The 19,668-nt window shown below is 60.5% G+C and carries 15 protein-coding genes and 1 pseudogene; 3 read left to right on the forward strand and 13 right to left on the reverse strand.

The annotated features are described in order from the left end of the window. Positions 1-490, forward strand: a 490-nt coding sequence (locus tag ACS5Q1_RS31755) for an IS6 family transposase (protein ID WP_473101951.1), incomplete at its 5' end; no start/stop codon positions are given. 267 nt (positions 491-757) lie between these two features. Here ACS5Q1_RS31755 and ACS5Q1_RS31760 read toward each other — a convergent pair. From ACS5Q1_RS31760 to ACS5Q1_RS31805, 10 genes are all read right to left on the reverse strand, one after another. After that, positions 758-2,164 (reverse strand): amidohydrolase family protein, encoded by a 1,407-nt coding sequence (locus ACS5Q1_RS31760; protein WP_473101952.1) that lies wholly within the window; start codon positions 2,162-2,164, stop codon positions 758-760. Next, positions 2,161-3,663 carry an amidohydrolase family protein gene (locus tag ACS5Q1_RS31765; RefSeq protein WP_473101953.1) on the reverse strand — a complete coding sequence of 501 codons (1,503 nt, stop codon included), beginning with the start codon at positions 3,661-3,663 and terminating at the stop codon, positions 2,161-2,163. Before ACS5Q1_RS31765 ends, ACS5Q1_RS31760 begins: the two co-directional genes overlap by 4 nt. 9 nt (positions 3,664-3,672) lie before the next feature. Further along, positions 3,673-4,863, reverse strand: coding sequence for an amidohydrolase family protein (locus tag ACS5Q1_RS31770; RefSeq protein WP_473101954.1), 1,191 nt, complete (start codon positions 4,861-4,863; stop codon positions 3,673-3,675). 54 nt (positions 4,864-4,917) lie between these two features. Then, a complete protein-coding gene (locus ACS5Q1_RS31775; RefSeq protein ID WP_473101955.1) occupies positions 4,918-6,153 on the reverse strand; it encodes an MFS transporter in 1,236 nt (411 codons plus the stop codon). A 124-nt stretch (positions 6,154-6,277) separates the two neighbouring features. After that, positions 6,278-7,732 carry an amidohydrolase family protein gene (locus ACS5Q1_RS31780; RefSeq protein WP_473101956.1) on the reverse strand — a complete coding sequence of 485 codons (1,455 nt, stop codon included), beginning with the start codon at positions 7,730-7,732 and terminating at the stop codon, positions 6,278-6,280. A 19-nt stretch (positions 7,733-7,751) separates the two neighbouring features. After that, positions 7,752-9,482, reverse strand: a complete 1,731-nt coding sequence (locus ACS5Q1_RS31785; protein WP_473101957.1) for a dipeptide ABC transporter ATP-binding protein — start codon at positions 9,480-9,482, stop codon at positions 7,752-7,754. After that, positions 9,479-10,393: an ABC transporter permease gene (locus ACS5Q1_RS31790; RefSeq protein ID WP_473101958.1), complete on the reverse strand. Its 915-nt coding sequence runs from the start codon at positions 10,391-10,393 to the stop codon at positions 9,479-9,481. Before ACS5Q1_RS31790 ends, ACS5Q1_RS31785 begins: the two co-directional genes overlap by 4 nt. Beyond that, positions 10,390-11,361: an ABC transporter permease gene (locus ACS5Q1_RS31795; protein WP_473101959.1), complete on the reverse strand. Its 972-nt coding sequence runs from the start codon at positions 11,359-11,361 to the stop codon at positions 10,390-10,392. The genes ACS5Q1_RS31790 and ACS5Q1_RS31795 overlap by 4 nt, the downstream gene beginning before the upstream one ends. 60 nt (positions 11,362-11,421) lie before the next feature. Further along, positions 11,422-12,990, reverse strand: a complete 1,569-nt coding sequence (locus ACS5Q1_RS31800; RefSeq protein ID WP_473101960.1) for an ABC transporter substrate-binding protein — start codon at positions 12,988-12,990, stop codon at positions 11,422-11,424. A 270-nt stretch (positions 12,991-13,260) separates the two neighbouring features. Next, the gene (locus ACS5Q1_RS31805; RefSeq protein WP_473101961.1) at positions 13,261-14,013 is read right to left on the reverse strand and encodes a GntR family transcriptional regulator; all 753 of its coding nucleotides are present in this window, start codon (positions 14,011-14,013) and stop codon (positions 13,261-13,263) included. A 468-nt stretch (positions 14,014-14,481) separates the two neighbouring features. Here ACS5Q1_RS31805 and ACS5Q1_RS31810 point away from each other — a divergent pair, with 468 nt between their 5' ends. Beyond that, positions 14,482-15,450, forward strand: coding sequence for an IS5 family transposase (locus ACS5Q1_RS31810; RefSeq protein ID WP_473101962.1), 969 nt, complete (start codon positions 14,482-14,484; stop codon positions 15,448-15,450). A 51-nt stretch (positions 15,451-15,501) separates the two neighbouring features. Then, positions 15,502-15,636: pseudogene (locus ACS5Q1_RS31815) on the forward strand (IS6 family transposase); the annotation flags it as partial. 126 nt (positions 15,637-15,762) lie between these two features. Here the strand turns inward: ACS5Q1_RS31815 and lhpI are convergent. From lhpI to ACS5Q1_RS31830, 3 genes are read right to left on the reverse strand one after another with little or no spacing between them, the layout of a single operon-like run. Then, positions 15,763-17,505, reverse strand: a complete 1,743-nt coding sequence (lhpI, locus tag ACS5Q1_RS31820; RefSeq protein WP_473101963.1) for a cis-3-hydroxy-L-proline dehydratase — start codon at positions 17,503-17,505, stop codon at positions 15,763-15,765. Positions 17,506-17,519: 14 nt separating this feature from the next. Then, positions 17,520-18,536 (reverse strand): Ldh family oxidoreductase, encoded by a 1,017-nt coding sequence (locus ACS5Q1_RS31825; protein WP_473101964.1) that lies wholly within the window; start codon positions 18,534-18,536, stop codon positions 17,520-17,522. A 44-nt stretch (positions 18,537-18,580) separates the two neighbouring features. After that, the gene (locus ACS5Q1_RS31830; protein ID WP_473101965.1) at positions 18,581-19,606 is read right to left on the reverse strand and encodes a trans-3-hydroxy-L-proline dehydratase; all 1,026 of its coding nucleotides are present in this window, start codon (positions 19,604-19,606) and stop codon (positions 18,581-18,583) included. Positions 19,607-19,668 lie beyond the last annotated feature (62 nt).

The raw sequence follows: 19,668 nt of genomic DNA on the forward strand, positions 1-19,668 counted from the left end.
CCGCCGCGATGTTTGGCATCTCGACGAAGTCGTGGTCACCATTGCCGGCAAGAAGCGCTGGCTGTGGCGGGCTATTGATCAGGACGGCTACGTGCTTGATGAGATCCTTCAGGCACGCCGTAACACCAAGGCAGCCAAGCGTTTGCTGAAGCGTCTCTTGCGGAAGCAGGGCTGCCTACCCCGGCGAATGATTACCGACAAGCTCGGCTCCTACGCGGCCGCTCGCAGCGAAATCATGCCAGAAGTCGAACATCGCTCTCACAAGGGGCTCAACAATCGGGCGGAGAATTCGCATCTGCCATTCCGTCGACGAGAGCGGGTGATGCAAGGCTTTCGATCGCCCAGGTACCTGCAGCGGTTCGTCAGTGTCTTCTCTGCTGTCCGCAACCTTTTCGTTCCATCCCACTCTCACCGCTTCGCCTCTGCCATCCATCTGCACCGCCTCAACGCCATGGCGAAATGGAAGTCTGCGGCCAACATTGCTGCTTGAGTCTTTCCGGCGACCAAATCGGCCTAAATGCGCCTGGCGGCAGTTAACGTGACAGCACCATCACTGGAGATGTCATAGCAACTGAGTACAGCCGTGGAGCCGCTCGACGACATCGCCTGTTGCGCAGCCCAAGTCATTGACGACTATCGGGCCGTATTCGTCGGGTGATAAGCCATCTCCAACGCATCGTGCTCGCGCAACCTGTGCCGCTGATGAGTGCTCGAGCTGCCCGATGCTTCAGAGCCGCAAGGAGGCTGGGCGTAAACATTAGAAAGCAAGGATTGACCGTAATCCCGCACGTTCGATCATCCTATCGAATGCTGCCGTAGCACAATCTCGTACGTTCTGCTCGTCTAGCGTGAGCACGACACGGTCCTGCATCAACATGCGCCCGTCAACCATGACTGTCGCGACGTCGGCGGCTCCTGCATAAAAGACGAGCCGCTCGACTGGGTTATATAGAGGCCAGAGGTGAGCGCCTCGGGTGTCCACCACCACAATATCAGCCATTTTGCCAACCTTGAGAGAGCCGATTTCATGATCGAGGCCAAGCGCTTCAGCGCCTCTGATCGTCGCCATTTCCAAGATTTGCCATGCCGAGAGAACGGTTTCGTCACGAGCATGCCAAGCTTGTGACCGGTGCGCCATGAACATATTCCGAAACATGTCGAGGGGACGGTCAGGAGCCGGGCCGTCCGTTGCCAATCCGACACAGACTCCGGCCTGAAGCAGCTCCGGCGCCGGGCAGCGGCCGTAAACCGCCATCAGGGAGCTCGGCGTAAAGACCACTTTGATTTGCTTGGCTTTGATTTCCTCGATGTCCTGCGACGTCAGATTGATGCAGTGCGCCAGCATCGAGCGTTCATCGAAGATGCCGAAAGTCCGCGCCATGAAAGCAACCGACCCCTCCCGATGACCATCCTGGGCGAAGGGCACCCCAACCTGTCGCGAGAGTTCCCACGCAGCGTGAACACAGTCTTCATATTGCGACCGAAGAGATGAGGTCGCCGCATTATACTCCTCCTCCGAGATGACCGGCGCCGAGACAGCAAAGGCGATCCTGCCTTGACCGGCTCCGGACCAACGCTCGATGATCTGCTTGGAAACCTCGATTTGGTCGGCCAGGGTGACTGGTACGGCCTCCCGGGCAGCGGCCTGAAACCGGGTGAATGGCTTTGGAAAAGGTGGCCTTCCAGCGCCGAGCACGAGTGTATGCCGCAAGCCGGAGCGCATGACCTGCTCCAGATGAGCCTCACAGTAGAGGGGGTCGTCTGTTCGCAAAACATTGTCGCCGCCACCGAAAACCGGAACAGAGGTCGTTGTGCCGCCCCGGATGCGCTCCAAAGCCGACAGGGCCGCTTCTGCGGCCCAGAAGTCCTCATCCACGTGCGACGCATAAATATCGCCGACATACGTCATCCATTGCCCTGCCGAATTGCCGAGACTGCGGGTCAGAGCATGACCGGCATGGAGGTGAAGATCGATCAGCCCTGGTATGATCACCCCACCCCCTACATCGATGACAGCTCCTTCCAAGGCGGGATCAAGGTCAGACATGGAGCCGATGGCGGTAATGCGACCATCAAGAACCTGGACATAGCCCTTGGCGATGACGGTCCGCTGTTCATCCATTGGAACAATTGTACCATTGGTCAGAAGCCAGCCTTCGCTCATGGTTTCCTCACATGTCTGTAGGTTGGTCTGAAGATCGTCTCAGCCGGCGGATGCCCGAACGTCCGATCCGGATACTTGGCAATCAGACCTTCAAACTGGCGCTGCGCCCTTTGATGAGCCTCAGCCGGGTCGAAACCGGGGATCACGCCATCCCGCATGACAGCCTGGCCGTCGATGAACACGGTGCGCACATCGCGGCCGGAACCGCACAGCATGAGGGCCTGAATCGGGTCCGTGATCTGCCCGAAATGTGCCTGGCCGAGATCAATAACGATGAGATCCGCCTTGGCGCCAACAGTGATCCGGCCCAGATCGTCTCGCCCAAGGGCCGCAGCCCCGCCGAGTGTCGCCGCGTCAAAGAAGTGCTCGGCTCCGACGGTTTCCATCGACTCGTCCATGACCCGGCCGAGCATTAACCCGGCCTGCATGTTGTAGATGATGTCCGGTGGCCATGTATCGGTTCCAAGCCCGAGACGTATGTTCATGCTCAGGCAGCGGGAAAACGAGTTGAGCGCACTGCCATGGCGCGCCATGACGTTCGGACAATGCACGATGGTTGCGCCCGCCTCTTTGAACAGCTCTAAGTCACCGCCCGAAGCACCATCGGGACTTGGACGCGACACATGAGTGGCATGCGGCAGCAAGCATCTTTCCGACAGGAAACCAATTTTGGTGAGCCATTCCGCCGGGGATACCCCATGGTGACGGAAGACTTCGTCAACCTCGAACGAGGACTGGCAGCAATGCAGACGAACAGGAACATCAAGATCCTCGGCGGCAGCTGCGGTTCTGCAGAGGAGCGTCTCGGTGCACGACTCGACCCTGTCCGGAGCAAGCATTGTCCGAATCAGGCCGTTGCTCCGTCCCTCGAATTCGCGACAGAATCGAATGGCTTCCTCGAGGCCGGCCAAACCGCGCTCTTCGTCGAAATGGAGTCCGACGGTTCCGTTGTCATCGACATAGGAATGGCCGGTTCGGTAGGCCGGCCCAAGATAAACGCGCAGGCCCAGGTCTGCGGCTTCACCAGCAGCGGCCGCGAACTCGTCGTAGGTCTCACCCCACTGGCGATAGAACAGCGAGGCAATCGGCAGCGCTGTCGTAATTCCGTTGCGGATCAGGTGCGCGAACGCATACCGCTTCTGAAAGATAAGCTCGTCGGCGGTGTACATCTCGTATGGCCCCCGCGCCATGTAGCTCGTGGGCCAAACCCGCCCCTTTCGCCAGGACGGCTGATTGAAAATGCTCAGGGTGCCTGTGTCGAGGTCCGATAAGGCATCGAGATCGATGAATCCGGGGGCAAGCACGCTGTGAGGGAACGCGACGCGCCGCGCCACGTCGCCCGTAAAATCGTACCCGACGAAGACGATCCGACTGTCCTCGAAAACAACCTCACCTCCGGGCAGAATGACGTGTTGCCCTGCTTCGTGGCCTATGACCCATCGAGCCGTAAGCAATGTCCGCCCCTGCAGCTTTCCGAAGGGGAGTTGTTTGTCTGGCATTGCAAGTCCTCATTCAACTGTACGGCCGTTTTCGGCCACAATCCGTCCGCGTTTGATTACGAGCTTGCGGGGTGGCTGATCTATGATCGCTTCACCCAGTGTTTCGGCGTCGACCAGCACCAGATCTGCCTTCTGGCCAGATTGGGTTCCGTGCTCCTCGCGGCCCAGGGCCCGTGCCCCGGCGGTGGAGCAGCAGCTGAAGGCGAAGGCCAAGTCTTCGTCGTGATAGAATCCGTTCTTCTCGGCCAGAGCAGACGCGCGCTGAAGCATATCGCCACTTCCGAAGGGTTCGAACGCCCCTCGGATTCCGTCGGTGCCGGAGCAGACCTCAACACCGGCCGCACGCAGATGAGTGAGCGGTGGTGCAGGCCGACCGGCAGGGCCCGTTGTCATGATGGAGATCCCAGCTGCGGCAAGGCTCTTGCAGAGTTCGAGCGTCCGCTCTGCCGGGAGCATCCCAAGACAATAGCAATGACTCACCACGCAGCGACCCTGCATGGAAAGAGCCAAGACCCGTTCGATAATCAACTCGAGGCAGAAGGCGCCGAGCTCTCCCGGTTCGTGCAGGTGGATGTCGACCGGGCGGCCATAGCGATCCGCGAGGCCGAAGATCGCATCAAGGTGTGCACGCGGGTCGCGATCGATGGAAGCCGGGTCAATCCCGCCTACGACGTCCGCTCCGAGCTCCATGGCGCGAGCCATCATGTCCAAGGTGCCAGGAAGCACGAGGCATCCGCTCTGCGGGAATGCCACCAATTCGATGTCGACACGATCTAACCAGGTGGTCTTCACTTCGAGAACTTGTTCGATGCTCCGTGTCCCAACCTGATCGTCCACATCGATGTGGCTTCTGATGTGGGTTGTGCCAAGAGCAACGCAGCGCTGAATCTGGCGATCCGCCTGAACGCCTGCATCCAGTCTCAATTGACGCTTCAGCTCCCGCTCTCGCCAGATCTTCTGTGCACGTGCCGGGCCCGCATCATTTGTGATCCACGGTAACCCGAGGAAGTTTTTGTCCAGATGGGTGTGGGCCTCCACCATTCCTGGAAGAACGAGAGCGCCTTCGCAATCGATGGTTCTGGCCGGGAGATCACGAACCTCCTCAGGCGCCTGGATGCAACCATCCTTGATATGAAGGTCGAAACTTTTGCCTGGAGCGCTCCTGACGTTTCTCAAAATCAGCGGTTCAATCATCGCCATGTTCCCATCCCTTCTCGATACATCCAGCTCCCGGGCAGCGTTATCTGCTCGCCGTCAACGAGTCCTGGGGCTCAGGATGTGAACGGGCTGGGCGGCGCGCAATCCGAACCACGTGCAAAGGACTGAGATCACTGCAAACAGAAGGGCTGGGCCTGTCGGACCGCCGAAGGCATCGCGCAGCAAACTTGTTGCGAGCGGGCCTAAGGCGGCTCCGAGATATCCAATGCTCTGCGACATACCGGACACCATCGCGGCCACTTCAGCAGAGGGAGAACGCAGTGATATGAACAGAAGCGCCAGTCCAAAAAGGCCTCCCTGTCCCAGTCCCAGGATGACAGACCATAACAGCCAGCTTTCGATCGGGGCATAGATCAGCCCTAAGAAGCCGGCGCATGTTCCCATGAGAACGACTAGGATTGCGATCCGCGGGGACAAAAATTTTGTGGCAAGTGGGGGCACGAGCAATGCTGTTATCGTCTGGGCCATAATGGAAGACGAAGTCACTAAGCCGGCATTGACAACGTCAAAACCACGATCTTGTAACAAGGTCGGGAGCCACCCGAGGACGATGAAGGCCAGAGCAGCCTGAAGTCCCATAAAGACGGTGACGTACCAAGCGACAGGATCACGGAGCAGCCTCGAGAATGGAGGAAGCCTTGCCATCCGGTCGGTCATGGTGCGGTTGAACGCGAGAATGCTCCACAGTGATGCTGCAATCAAAGCAGGGATGCTCCAGACCGCGAGGGCAGAGGTCCATGCACCCAAGGTGCGCTCCAATACAGGTGTTAGACCAGCGGCACTTGCCCCTCCGACGCTCAGGGCCATTGTATAAATTCCGGTCATAACGCCAATCTGCTTTGGGAAATCTCCACGGATGACCACGGGCAAGAGGACGCCGGCCATGCCAATCGAAGCGCCTGCGCCGAGAGTGCTGATGGCAAGAGTGATGGCATGCGGATACATCCGTAGCCCAAGGGCAGCGCCCAAAAGCAGAAGAAGCAAGAAAAGCGCTCTCTCCAGGCCAAAATGAGACGACAAAAGGGGAGCCAACGGGCCGAACACGCCAAAGCAGAGGACAGGGATCGTCGTGAGAATACCTGCTGAGAAGCTGCTAATCTTGAGAGCCTGCTGAACCTCAGTTAGCACCGTCGCAAGGCTCGTCAGCGCAGGTCTGAGGTTGAGTGCCGCAACAAGCAAGCAGAATGCCAGAAAGCCAAGTGAGTAAGAGGACCGAGAAGGCCACTTAGTTATCGAAGGTGTTCGACTTTCGTAATTCACAGAAAAGACCACCTGTTCATCTGTGGCATTTTGTACAGCTGCACTGCCGTCGCCCGCGGCGCGCCTAGTCTACCATCCGCTCGAATGAAAGCCCGACGCTCCGGGGCCGGGACTTGGCCTTCGAAACCTGGCAGACTCAATGCTCGATCTGGTCCGTCGCCCGCACGTGCCTCCAGAACATCTTCGGCGTCTCGAGCATGAAGCGGAAGCCGGTGCGATCCAGCAAAGCCTCGGTTTCGCGCTGAGCATCATCAAGGATCTCATCCTCGTTCACGAAAGTGGCCTTTCGGCCTTGCAGGGCAATGCGCCCGTCAATAATGACAGTGTCCACGTCATTGCCGTTCGCGAAGTAGATCAGGCGGAAGACCGGCATGTTGAGCGGATAGAGATGAGGGCGACGCAGGTCGAGCAACACCACGTCAGCCTTCTTGCCCACCTCCAGGGATCCGATCTCCTTCTCCATCCCGAGCGCTTTGGCGGCATCGATGGTGCACATCTCCAGCACTCGCCCCGGGGGCAACCATGTGGGATCCTTGAAGTAGGTCCGGTGGTAATGCATGCATTGCTGCATGTGGCGGAACATGTCGCCGGAACGGTCCGGGGCCGTGGCATCGGAGCCGAGGCAGACATTGGCGCCCGCCTCGAGCAGTTCCGGAACTGGGCAACGGCCGAGAATCGACGCAATCGCGCTTGGATTATGGGCAATATTCGTTCCCGTATCGGCGACGATCCGGATCTCCTCCTTGGTTAGACTGGTGGCATGCGACAGGAGGGCGTTTGGTCCCAAGATGCCGAGCTCTTTCGCATAGGCGACGCTGCCCCTGGTATGGCCGTCCTGAGTGAAGACGAGGCCCGCCTCGCGCGCAAGGTTCGCGGTCATCTTAGCCTGACGGTGAGCTTCCGCCAGATCAGCTTCACCCAGCTCCTCACGATGTTCAGGGCGCAGAGTCGGCGTGATCAGCGCAATGTTGAGGCGCCCACCGTGCTTGCCGTGCCAGGTCCTGATCAGCGTTTCACAGGTTTCGAACTGCTCCTCGAAGCTGACGGGACGTTCAACGGCTCTCCCGTCAACGAAGCGTGCATAGGTACGGGGATGCGGAGGCCGCGTCGGGCCAACGGCGACGACGGAACGGGTGCCGACCTCGCGCACGCCTTCGCAATGGGCATCGCCATAGACAGGTTCGTCCGTACGCAGGATCGTGTCGCCGCCGCCGAGCAGCGAAACACCTGTGGTCACACCGAAATGAAGCCTTTCAAGGGCGGCAAGGCGGGCTTCAGCACGCCAGAATTCCGGCGTCGATGCCACAGTGTAGGCCTTCTCGCACGCCTGGTACCATTGTTGGCTATCGCCACCGCCCATGGTCTTGATCAGGCCGTGGCCCGCATGGCCGTGGCCGTCGATGAGGCCCGGCATGACGATCTTGTTCGTGGCATCGATAACGACTGCAGCTTGGTGTGCCGCCATGACCTCGCTCGTCGAACCCACGGCGACGATCCTGTCCTTCTCGATCGCGACCGCGCCGTCCTCAATGACGCGGCGCTGCGGATCCATCGTGACCACGATGCCGTGAGCGATGATGATGTCAGCCATTTGAGAAAGCTCCAATCGATCAGGCGGCTTGGGTTTCACCTCGAATGCGGTCGAGGGTCGGGACAAGGGACAGCAGTTCCTGCGTATAGGGATGCTGCGGAGCGCTGAAGAGCGTCTCGGACGTGGCTTCCTCCACCAGTTTGCCGCTTCGCATCACGGCGACGCGGTCGCACATCTGGCGCACCACGGCGAGATCGTGGCTGATCAGCAGAAGCGTCAGTCCGGTGGCGTCGCGCAGGTCCTTCAGCAGGTTCAGGATCTGGGCCTGCACGGAGACGTCGAGGGACGATGTCGGCTCGTCACAGACGATGAGCTTGGGCCTCGCGCCAAGGGCGCGCGCGATGGACAGACGCTGGCGCTGGCCGCCAGAAAAGGCGTGCGGAAAGCGTTGGGCCGCATCGGCCTCCAGTCCCACGGCCTCGATCAGGCGGGTGACGTCGTCCGCCGCCTCCGCCTTTGTCGAGGCAAGGCGATAGAACAGGATCGGCTCCGAGAGGATCGAGCCAATTCGCATGCGGCTGTTGAGAGACGAGTAAGGGTCCTGGAAGATCATCTGGATCGCCTGGCGCAGCGGACCGACCCGGTGCGTGGAGCCCTCTCCGGCCACCGTCTGGCCGCGATAGATCACCCGTCCGGCGGTTGGGCGGAGTAGCCCTGATACGACATTGGCGATGGTGGTCTTGCCGCAGCCGGACTCGCCCACAAGACCGAACACCTCGCCGCTGTTGACCGAGAAGCTCACATCGTCGACCGCGCGGAATTGGTGTCCCTTCGAACCAGGCAGCCAGCCGCTGGTCGTGTATTCGACGCGCAGGTTTTCGACGGACAGGAGAGGTGCTCCGTCCGCCATCGCATTGGAGCGCTCCGTCTTGGCCCGCAGCACCGCTCGCGCTTCCGCAGCGCGCCCCTTGCCTTCCTCGCCGAGGACGGGGAAGCGATCGAGCCTCATATCGATGCGCGGCACTGCGCCGATGAGCGCCCTGGCATAGGGTGCCTTCGGGCGCCGCAGCACCTCCGCCGTCGGTCCGGTCTCGACCACCTTGCCCCTATGCATGATGGTGACCCGATCGGCAATCTGGGCGACCACTCCCATGTTGTGGGTGACGAGCAGGATACCGATGCCGCGCTGGTCCACGAGCTCCCGCATCAGCCGCAGGATCTGAGCCTGGACCGAGACATCGAGGGCCGTCGTCGGTTCGTCCGCCACCACCAGCTTCGGGTCGCAGGACAGCGCGGCGGCGATGACCACCCGCTGGCGCTGACCGCCGGAAAGCTGGTGGGGGTAGGCCTTGAGGCGGCGCTGCGGTTCGGGAATTCCCACGGCTTCCAAGAGCTGCAGGGCGCGTGCGCGGGCAGCCGTGCGGTCGAGCCGGAGGTGAGTCCGCATGGTCTCGGTGAGCTGGCTTTCCACCGTGAACAGGGGGTTGAGGCTCGTCATCGGATCCTGGAACACCGCGCCGACATCCCGGCCCAGCACGACGCCCTCCGCCGATCCCTTGTCAGGATCGAGCGGCTTGCCGCCGATGTGGATGGTGCCTGCTGCGATGCGGCCGGGCTTCTCGAGAAGACCCATCACGGCGTTGCCGATGGTCGTCTTGCCGGCGCCGGATTCTCCCACGAGTGCATGGATCTCGCCTGGCTGGATCACCAGGGAGGCGCTCTCCACGGCGGTGAAGACCGCGCCGTTGGCGAGCGGATATTCGACCCGCAGGCCATCGATGGCCAGGACAGGCGGTTGGAGAGCGCTCATCGTTTCACCCGCAGTTTGGGATTGAAGCGGTCGCGGAGCCAGTCGCCCACGATGTTGACCGCGAGCACGAGGATCACGAGGGCAAGGGCGGGGAACAGGGCAATCCACCAGATCCCCGAGAACACGAACTCGTTGCCGATGCGGATCAGCGTGCCGAGGGACGGGTAGGTCGGCGGCATCCCGACGCCTAAGAAGGACAGCGTGGCTTCCGTCAGCACCGCTGCGGCCAGGTTAATGGTGGAGATCACCAGCACCGGGCTCATCACATTCGGCAGGATGTGCCTTAGCATGATGCGGTGCGCCGGCAGCCCGATCACCTTGGCAGCGCGCACGTAATCCTTGGCGGTTTCGACCATCGTGGCAGCGCGGACCGTGCGGGCATACTGCACCCATTCATGAATTGCGATGGCGCAGATGAGAATGACCGGCGCCCATTCCGCCGTCGCCGCGCCGGGAAAGAGGGCGCGGGCGATGCCGCTCACCAGCAGTGCCAGGAGAATGGTAGGAAAGCTCAGGATGACATCGGCGATCCGCATGATCACCGCGTCGACCTTGCCGCCGAAATACCCGGCGATCAGCCCCAGGATTACCCCGAGGGTCGCGGCCACGAGAACGGCGCCGCCGCCGATCGCAATTGAGACGCGGGCGCCGTAGAGCATGGCGGACAGAAGATCGCGGCCTTGGTTGTCGGTCCCGAGGACGAAGCGAGAATCGCCGTCGGCCGTGAAAGCCGGTGGCAGTTCAGCATTCATGAGCTCGAAGGTCGCGAGATCCGTGGGGTCGTAGGGAGCGATCCACGAGGCGAGCAGGGCGCAGGCAACGATGATCACTGCCACGGCGGCCGCGACCATCACGGAGATCGGGGCGCCGATGCGGGTGATGAGACCCGGAGAGGAGGCGAGCGTGTTCATGCGGACCTCGCGCGCAGGCGGGGATCAACCACTGCATAGAGAATGTCGACCACCGTGTTGATGAGAACGAAAAGGAGACCTACGAAGAGCAGATACGCCGCCATGACGGGAATATCGGCAAAGCTCACGGCCTGGATGAACAACAGGCCCATGCCCGGCCATTGGAAGACCGTCTCGGTGACGATCGCGAAGGCGATCAGGGAGCCGATCTGCAGACCCGTGACCGTGATGACCGGCATTAGGGCATTGCGCAGGGCCAGGCGGAAATGGATGTAGCGAGGTGGCAGGCCTCGCGCCTTGGCGAAGCGAATGTAGTCGCTCGAGAGCACATCGATCATCTCCGCCCGGACAAGGCGCATGATCAGCGTGAGCTGATAGAGGGCGAGCGTAATGCCGGGCAGAATCAAGGATTTCAAGCCGCTCCAAGTCAGGAAGCCTGTCGACCACCAGCCCAGATCAACGACCTGTCCGCGTCCGAAGGATGGCAGCCAGCCAAGGCTTACGGCGAAGACCAGGATCAAGACGATACCGGTTACGAAGGTCGGCGTAGAGATGCCGATCAGGGACAGAGCCTGCACCAGGCGGGCCGCCACCCCGTTTGGATTCAGGGCACACAGGACTCCGAGGGGAATCCCAAGCGACAGGGAGAGGATGGTCGCGACAAGCACGAGTTCCAGCGTCGCCGGGAGACGCTCGGCAATGAGCTCCGTAACCGGACGTTGGTTGCGGTAGCTGATGCCGAGGTCGCCTGTGAGCGTGCGGCCGAGGAAGCGTCCATACTGCACGATAACAGGTTGGTCGAGGCCAAGGGTGCGCCGCAGCTCCGTCTTCTCCTCGACGGTGGCGTTCTCGCGTGACATGGTTGCCACCGGGTCACCGACGAAGCGGAACATCACGAACGACACCGCCGAGACGACGAGTAGCACGAGGGCCGCTTGACCGAGCCGGGACAGAAGGACTTTTACCATGAGCGTTTCCGGCGGCCCGCCTCGTCCGACGAGACGGACCGCGTGTCCTTGTGAGAGTTGCTACTTCACCTGGGCAAACCAGAGGCGGACGTACTCGTCCGGGAACTGGGGCACGTCCACACCCTCACGAACCGCCCAGGCAACGGGCTGCTGATGGATCGGGATATAGGCCACTGTATCGCGAGCAATCTTGAGCGCTTCGACCAGCAGGGCGCGGCGCTTGGGCTCATCCAACTCAACCGCAGCTTTGCGGGTCAGGTCCTCGATCTGCGGGTTGGCGTAGGTGCTGGAGTTGGAGCCGCCATAGCCATCCTTCTGCGCAGTCAGCAGCGAGGACAGGACGCTGAACCCGTCCATCGGCGGCAGCGTCGCCCAACCGAGCATCGAGACATCGAATTCGCCGCGATCCTGCCGCGGGAAATACGTGGCGCGGGACTCGGTCTGCAGTTCCGCCTGGATGCCGGCTTTCGCCCACATCGATGCAATCGCCACACAGGTCTGCTCGTCGTTGATATAGCGGTCATTCGGACAGTTGAGCTTGGTCTTGAAGCCGTTGGGGTAGCCAGCCTCGGCAAGGAGCTTCTTCGCCTTTTCCAGATCGTAGCCAAAGGGCTGATCATTGTCCTTGGAATAGCCCGGAACGGGAGGAGCCACGAGGGTTCCCGTGTTGCGTGATTTATCACGCATGACGCGCTTCTTGATCGTCTCGAAGTCGATGGCGTGCCACATCGCTTGGCGCACCTTGAGATCCAGCATCGGGTTCTTCTGTCCCGGCGTCGCCTTGAGCTCGGGCCTGAAGTTGAGTGAGAGCATGATGAGACGAAGCGAGGGCTCTTCGACCACCTTGAAGCCGGACGATGAGCCGATGCGCTGCAGGTCCTGCAATGGCGCGGGTGCGATCAGGTCGAGCTCGCCCGAGAGCAGGGCCGCGACGCGGGTGGCGTCCGACTTCACGGGCTTGAACTCGATCCGGGTCAGGTTGTGCTGGGGCTTGTCCCACCAGTCCGGATTCACCACGAAGACGGTGCCGGCATCCGGTTTGTAGGACTCGACCTTAAACGGCCCCGTTCCGACGGCGGCCGTGGAGGCGGCGGTGGTGACGCCGGTGGCAATATTGCCGGGCTTCAGCGCGTCGTTTGCCTGCATCCACTCCTTGTCCATGATGTAAATGCCGGCGAGGTCGTTTAGCAGGAGAGGGTAAGGCCCCCTGGTCACGATGTCGACGGTATAGTCATCAACCTTTTCGGCGCGAACGACAGTGGAAAGGTTGCCGCGGGCGCGGGCGCCGGGATCGAGCAGGCGCGTGATCGAGGCGACGACATCATCGGCGGTAAACGGATTGCCGTTGTGGAATTTGACATTCTGGCGCAGCTCGAAGCGCCACGTGTCCGGCTTGATCGTCTTCCAGCTGACGGCAAGGGCAGGCTCGAGCTCGAGGGTGCGGCCGCGCCGCACCAGCGGGTCGAAGACGTGGTGTAGCATGGCAATCGTCGTGCTCTCGATCTGCGCATATGGATCGAGAGTTGCGATGTCGGTTGGAGAGGACCATCGCAGGATCTTTGCCTCCACACCCGTACTTACCAAGACTCCTAACGCGATAGACAGACCGGCGGCATACCTTACGTTCATGGCGCTTCCTCAATATTATCGTTCGCTTGTATTGAATACGAAGCATGGTCAGTTTCGCATACAATTTAAACCCCGTCAATTAAACGGAGCCCGCTTCCGGCGGCGTGCTGGCCAGTCCGAGTGTATTGAAAGAAAGGCCAAGCTATCGTGCTTGGGAATGTCACTGACAAAGGGAGCTTGAGAATTGCCAAGCCGTACGACACCGGCGCGTGAAGCAGAACGCTCCACGCGCTTTGTATACAATCTCAGATTTTAGAGAGACTTGCCGCGTCAAGTCGCGTATCGGTCCAGAATAGACCTGATATCTCTCTGTTTATCAGCTTCGGAAAAGAGTAAAGCCCGCTCGGTCACAGCATGCAGGTGATGATCCATGGCCGAAACGGCCCGATTTACGTCACGAACCCGCAAGGCATCGATGATCTGCTGGTGCTCACTTACGGAGCATTCGGACGAATGCGGGCGGCTATAAAGGGCCAGAATCAGCGAGCACCGCGAGACCAGTTCATTGACGTAGCGTGTCAGGACACTGTTGCCGGAGAGCTCGGCCAAGAGAACGTGAAACTCTCCAGCTAAGCGGATTGATGCCGGTCCATCATGTACAATCGCCTTAGCTTCCAATGCGAGATGTTGCTCAAGTCGCTGAATGTCTTGGTCAGTCACTTTCTCGGCGAGCCGCGTCAGAACCTGCCTCTCCACGCAGGCCCGGGCCTCAAAGATGTCTTGGGCCTCGGAAAGGCTCGGCTGAGAAACAGCCGCGCCCTTATTGGGGGGCAGATCAACCAATCCCTCCGCATTAAGGCGTGCCAGGGCGGCTCTGACAATGGTTCGGCTGACCCCAAAGCGCTCACCGATCAGGTCTTCTGTCAGCTTATCGCCTGGTAGAAGGGCCTGTTCAATAATGGCACGGCGAAGGCTGGCATAAACGGCATCACTCCGAGAGTTCGGAGTAGCTCGGCCCTTGTCCCGTGGGTTTGTGCTTTCCTTAGATGATGGGGCTCGAGACCTCCACGACTTCGCATCCATATAAATCTCGCAAGAAGGTAGGCGGGCGCATCCGTTCCTTCTTAGATATGTATACAGTTTCCGGCGTTATGCAACTGGCCAGCGTACATACCCTACGCGGCCCACGAGGTCAGAAAGTGCTCGACAGGCAAGCTCACATCGAGTCCAGCTCTGTGTTCGTTCCCGCACGATATCACAACCAAAGCGTGGCTCATCTTACGTTGCGGGACTCAAATATGGCTAAAGCTACGGCAGCTCCTGATAATTTCTCATGTTCCCTGGAACTGATCTTCTAGAGAAGCTGCCTGGTGCGCCGTACTGCACGGCGTATTGTATGCTAAAATCGGTTGATTAGCATACCTCCATCGTATACAAACATTACATGGACGAACTACATTGGTCTGCCCCCGCTTTGTTGCAGGGATGCGATTTGACAGCCAAACTGGAAGGCATAGGAGGGCTTCGCCCTCCTGATCTCGGATTTCTACCGTGCCCTTTAAGGCCAATGCCGCTCGCCGTCATCGCATCCCGAAGCAGCGGCACCGGGTGACGAACTGGGCCGAATACGACGCCGCATTGCGCCAGCGCGGAAGTCTCACCGTCTGGTTATCTGACGAGGCGATTGCCGCTTGGCGGGCCGAACCTCATACAACGCGAGGCGGTCAAGCCCACTATTCGGCTTTGGCAATCAGGACGGCGTTGACATTGCGGGCGGTGTTCCGGCTGGCACTCCGCCAAACCGAGGGGCTGATCGGCTCGATCCTGAGGCTCCTCGGCCTGGATTTGGCGGTCCCGGATCACTCGACCCTGAGCCGCCGCGCCGAGACCTTGGACGTCCCAAAGCCACCTCCGAGCTCCGGAGGACCTGTTGACCTGCTGGTCGACAGCACAAGCCTTCGGCTGTGTGGACCCGGCGAGTGGCTCATCGAGAAGCATGGGACGCGGAGACGCCGATCCTGGCGCAAGCTGCACATCGGGGTCGATGCCGAGACTGGTCAGATCCTTGCATCAGAGCTGACGCCCCATGATGTCGATGATAGCTCGCAGGTTGAACCTTTGCTCGATCAGATCAAAGCTCCACTCGCCTCCTTCACCGGTGATGGAGCTTACGATCAAGAGGGGGTCTACGGCACCGTCGCCACGCACCATCCTGATGCTGCAGTGATCGTTCCGCCACGATCAACAGCAGTGCTGACCAAGATGGTAGAGAGTGCTCTGACCCAGCGCGATTTGCATCTTCAAAGCATTAAAGAGCATGGACGCATCGGCTGGCAGAAGAGGTCCGGCTATACTCGTCGTGCCTTGGTGGAGGCATCCATCAGCCGCCTTAAACGAGTGATTGGAAACGCCTTGCGCTCACGGAGAGATCGGCGTCGCACGTCCGAGATCGCCATTGCAGTTCATGCCCTAAACCGCATGCTTGAGCTTGGACGTCCGAAGTCCGTCCGTATCGCCTAAACTCAGCTGGATCTGAGCTCAATGTATGCCTCGGATGATCCGTGCAACACAGCTACGGCCACCCAGACGATTGCAGGCTATGAGGTGATGGCGATGATCCGCAAGGGACCGGTTGTCAGTGCACCAGCGATTGACATGGGCGCGCAGCGCGATTTCATTGCTACCCTGTTCGGCGCAGCCGCGTAACCTGCGTTCTTGTCCGGCCTTCGCTTGACCTATGTCAGGAGTTGCAATGGAACCCGGTCGATCGGGTTGAGGGCGGGCGCATCAAGCTGACCAAGAAGGTCAGTGGCGAGGGTGCACACAAACGGCTCAATCGGACTTTAACCACGACGGAAGCTCGACGCTTGTGACGCCCGTGCACGCGGCCTCGACGCAGGCGGTGAGGCTGCCGAAGTGGAATCGACGACCCGTAAGCCCTGGGCCGTAATGGGCGTATTTGCCGGAATTGGTCATGATCGTCGCTGCCTTCGGTGGGATGACCGGCTCGATGATCATGCACCAGCAGGTATCGGTGACGAATCTAACACCAAAGCGTTCGAGTTCTGATAGCACGCCGGCCTCCCGCGCCTTGTCGTGCGTGGTGCGCCCGCAGGTAACGGCGACCGCCACACCTTGATGCTTCGTGCGTCCGCGGCAGAGGGCAGCAAGCCTTTCGCATTCGCTGAACGAGAAGTGCGGATTGCCGAGCGACACGAGATCGACCGATTGATCTGTCGCGCTATTGAGTTCGCGCCAGCTCCGAAGCAGATCCTCGACGCCGATGTCGATGGCGGGAACGGCCTTCCCGCCAGTCGCATCGGTGAAGTTTGCCGCTTCGGGTGTTACGCCGAGGATATGGAGCATTGGAGCGCTCGATGTGGTCGCAAAAGCAGCGCTAAAAGCTTTCAGGTCATCCTGCGAAGGCGTCGCCTGTTCCAAACCAACAATGACGGGAATGCGGTTCGCGGCGAGCAGGCCGATGTGATAGCCAAGCAGCGGATAGAACGCATCATCGAGGTCCTTTAGCTTCGGCAGATTGATCTGAAGAGCCGCTCTCCGGTTGCTCTCGATGTGGCACCCAGCAAGCGGCGCACGGCCCGTAAGTGCGATGCAGATATCGAGGAAGTCGGGATACTTCATCGTACGGGCGCCGAGCACGCTGTTGGCATAAACGACGGCGTTTGATTCCGCCCATACGATCTGCTCGCCTTGAGCCGGTGCAGAATCAAGCAGATAAGGCGCGCAGGTGAATGTAGGCCGTGCGCCCATGTCCACATAGGTGTCGCCCAGCTGGCTCGCGGGTTCCCCGAAAGCAGGATCGATGCCCTGCACGCGCCAGCGCCGATGATCGACGGAAATGGAATTGAGCGTCGTCGGCACGACAACCCTGCCGCCCCAATCCCGCAGCTGCTGAGCGAACTTAAGGCAGCCGTTCCCGGTGTAGACGCAGCCGTCGATATGCGCCTGCGTGACGTCGATGAGGCGGTCCGCGCCTTGCAGCTGGGCCATACGCACGATGACCCTCATCGCGACCTGAGCGGCCTTGCCATGCACGCCGTTGAGGAAAGCCTGGTCCGCATCACTCAGTTCGATACGCGTTGCGGGATGCTCCGCCTGATCCCGGTGCAGCCGGAGTCCCCGCAAAGCTGCAGCGTCGTTGCCGCATGCCACGCGATTGCCGGCGACGCGGGCGAAACGTGCAGCCGTCACCTGACGGAAATCTCTCGGATCGAGCGCAATAACCGGGATGGATTTTCCGAACACTTCTTCGGCAATCACAACACCAAGGGTCAGGATGTCATCCTCCCGCTCGGTTACAATGGCCGCAGGGCTCTTGTCGGTGAGAAGCAACTCCAGGATCACACCGGTACCCGAGCAGGATCCACGTCCACCAGGAATTACAAGAACCTTGTCGGTTAGAACCTGTCTGCTGAGGGGATGATGCCGGTCGATCACCTCACTGGTGGCAGGATCGACGCCGCCCCAGAAGCTTAGCTCCAGGTCGCTGGCGATGATCTCACCGAGAGCCTCGCCACGGACGAAGGTGGTTCCAGAGAAGACGGTTTCGCTCATGGCGGCTTCCTTCGTCAACGCGGCAGCAGCGCCTGCAGGTCGTCGTAAAGCGCCTTCGGGATGTGAACGCCGTTCGCCTTGCTGCGCTCCCGCGCCTCGTAACGGCGCTGCGACGGCAGGCGGGCACCTTGGCCCACGATGGCATCGAACATCTCTTCGGCGTGGGCGACGTGCTGGCCTGCGTCCGCACCCAGGAACACCTTGGGGTCGAAGGCGAGAACCAGTTCGCCGTGGCAGGGTGCAGCGCCCACGCCCTCGTCGAAGGCCATGGATTCCGCGCTCGTCAGGTCGCCGATGAGCGGTCCTGCCATGAGCTCGATCATAGCAGACAGGGCCGAGCCTTTGTGGCCGCCGAAAGTGAGCATGGCGCCGGCGAGAGCGGCGGCCGCGTCATTCGTCGGGTTGCCGTTGCTGTCGATGGCCCAACCGGCCGGGATAGGCTTTCCCGCACGCCGGTGCAGCTCGATCTCGCCACGTGCGATGGCGCTGGTGGCGAAATCGAACACGAAGGGAGGACCGTCAGGGCGCGGCCAGGCGAAAGCAATCGGGTTCGTGCCGAACACGGGCTTCTTGCCGCCGGCGGGCGCCACCCAGCTGTGGCTCGGCGTCATGGCGAGCGCTACAAGGCCGTCAGCGCAGATAACCTCCACCTCCGGCCAGAGAGCCGAGAAGTGATAGCAGTTGTTGATGGCCATGGCTGCGAGGCCCAAGGTGCGGGCCTTCTCCACCAGGAGCGGCTTGCCGCGCTCGAAGGCCAAGGGCGAAAAACCGTAATGTGCGTTCACGCGCACAATGGCCGGCGCGTGATCCACCACATCCGGCACCGCATTTGGATTGACCTTGCCCTCCTTCACGGAGCGCACGCAGCCAAGCAGACGATACATGCCGTGGGAATGGCATTCGTCCCGCTGCCCTGCATAGATTACGCCAGCAATAGCTTCAGCATGCTCCTGCGACAGGCCGCCGGCCTTCAGAACATCGATGCTGATGCGCCGGACCTCGCCCAGCGTGAGGGAGACTTCTTCGCTCATGCTTATACCTTATCCGTCCTGCTCCGGTTTTCTCGAAAGATGCGTTACATCTGCGGCCAGGTATCCGACAGGCGGTAACCGGTCTGGAAAGGATCAGCAGGATCGACCATGAGCTGCTGCGTGCCGATCACCCACGCCCGGCCGGAGATGATCGGACTGATACCGGGTTTTCCGTTGATGTCGACTTCGCGGTCAATGCTGCAATGGAACTCAGTATCGATGAGGGAGGTGCCGACGAACCTGTCGCCGATCTTCATCTGGCCCTTTGCATGCAGAACTGCCATGCGGGCCGAGCATCCGGTTCCACACGGAGAACGGTCGATCTTGCCGGGGCGGATCGCGACGGCGTTCTTGCCGGTCAGGACGCCGTCTCTCATCATTACCGGATCCGTGATCTGGCAGAACGAGATATGGCCCCAGTCATTGGCAGGATGCTTGAAGCCGAGCTGTTCATTGGCGGCTTTGGTGATCTTTATACCTATTTGAGCGATATCGCGTGCCTGATCGGGCGTCAGGCGAAGGCCGAGTGTGGCCGCATCCACTAAAACGAAGCTGTCGCCGCCATAAGCGGTATCGACAGTGATGGTGCCAATTCCTTCGACCTCCAGCTTCGCATCGAGCTTATCCGCAAATGACGGGACGTTTCGGACTCGGATCCGTTCGGCCTTTCCATTCCTGCATTCGGCCTCAACCTCAATGAGGCCGCCCGGCGGCTCGAGAACCATGTGGGTGATAGGCTCTTGCATGGGAATGATGCCAGTGTCGAGAAGGACAGTGGAGACGCACATCGAGTTGGAACCCGACATGGGCGGCGTATCCGCCGGCTCCATGATGATCCAGCCCATCTGAGCCCGTAGATCCTTTGGAGGCACAAGAAGGTTCACATGCCGGAAGACACCGCCGCGGGGCTCGTTCAGCACGAAATTGCGCAGCGTCTCGTCCTCGGCAACGAACCGGGACTGCTCCCATATGGTGTCCCCTGGAGGTGGAGCGACACCGCCAACGATTACATCGCCAACCTCTCCTTCAGCATGACAGCTGACGATATGAACGACCTTTGACGTGCGCATTGTGCTCTCCGGGATCGGGAAGACTTGGAAAAGAATTCGTGAGGCGTGGGGTTGCCCTAGCC

Source organism: Microvirga sp. GN3 (assembly GCF_055792825.1).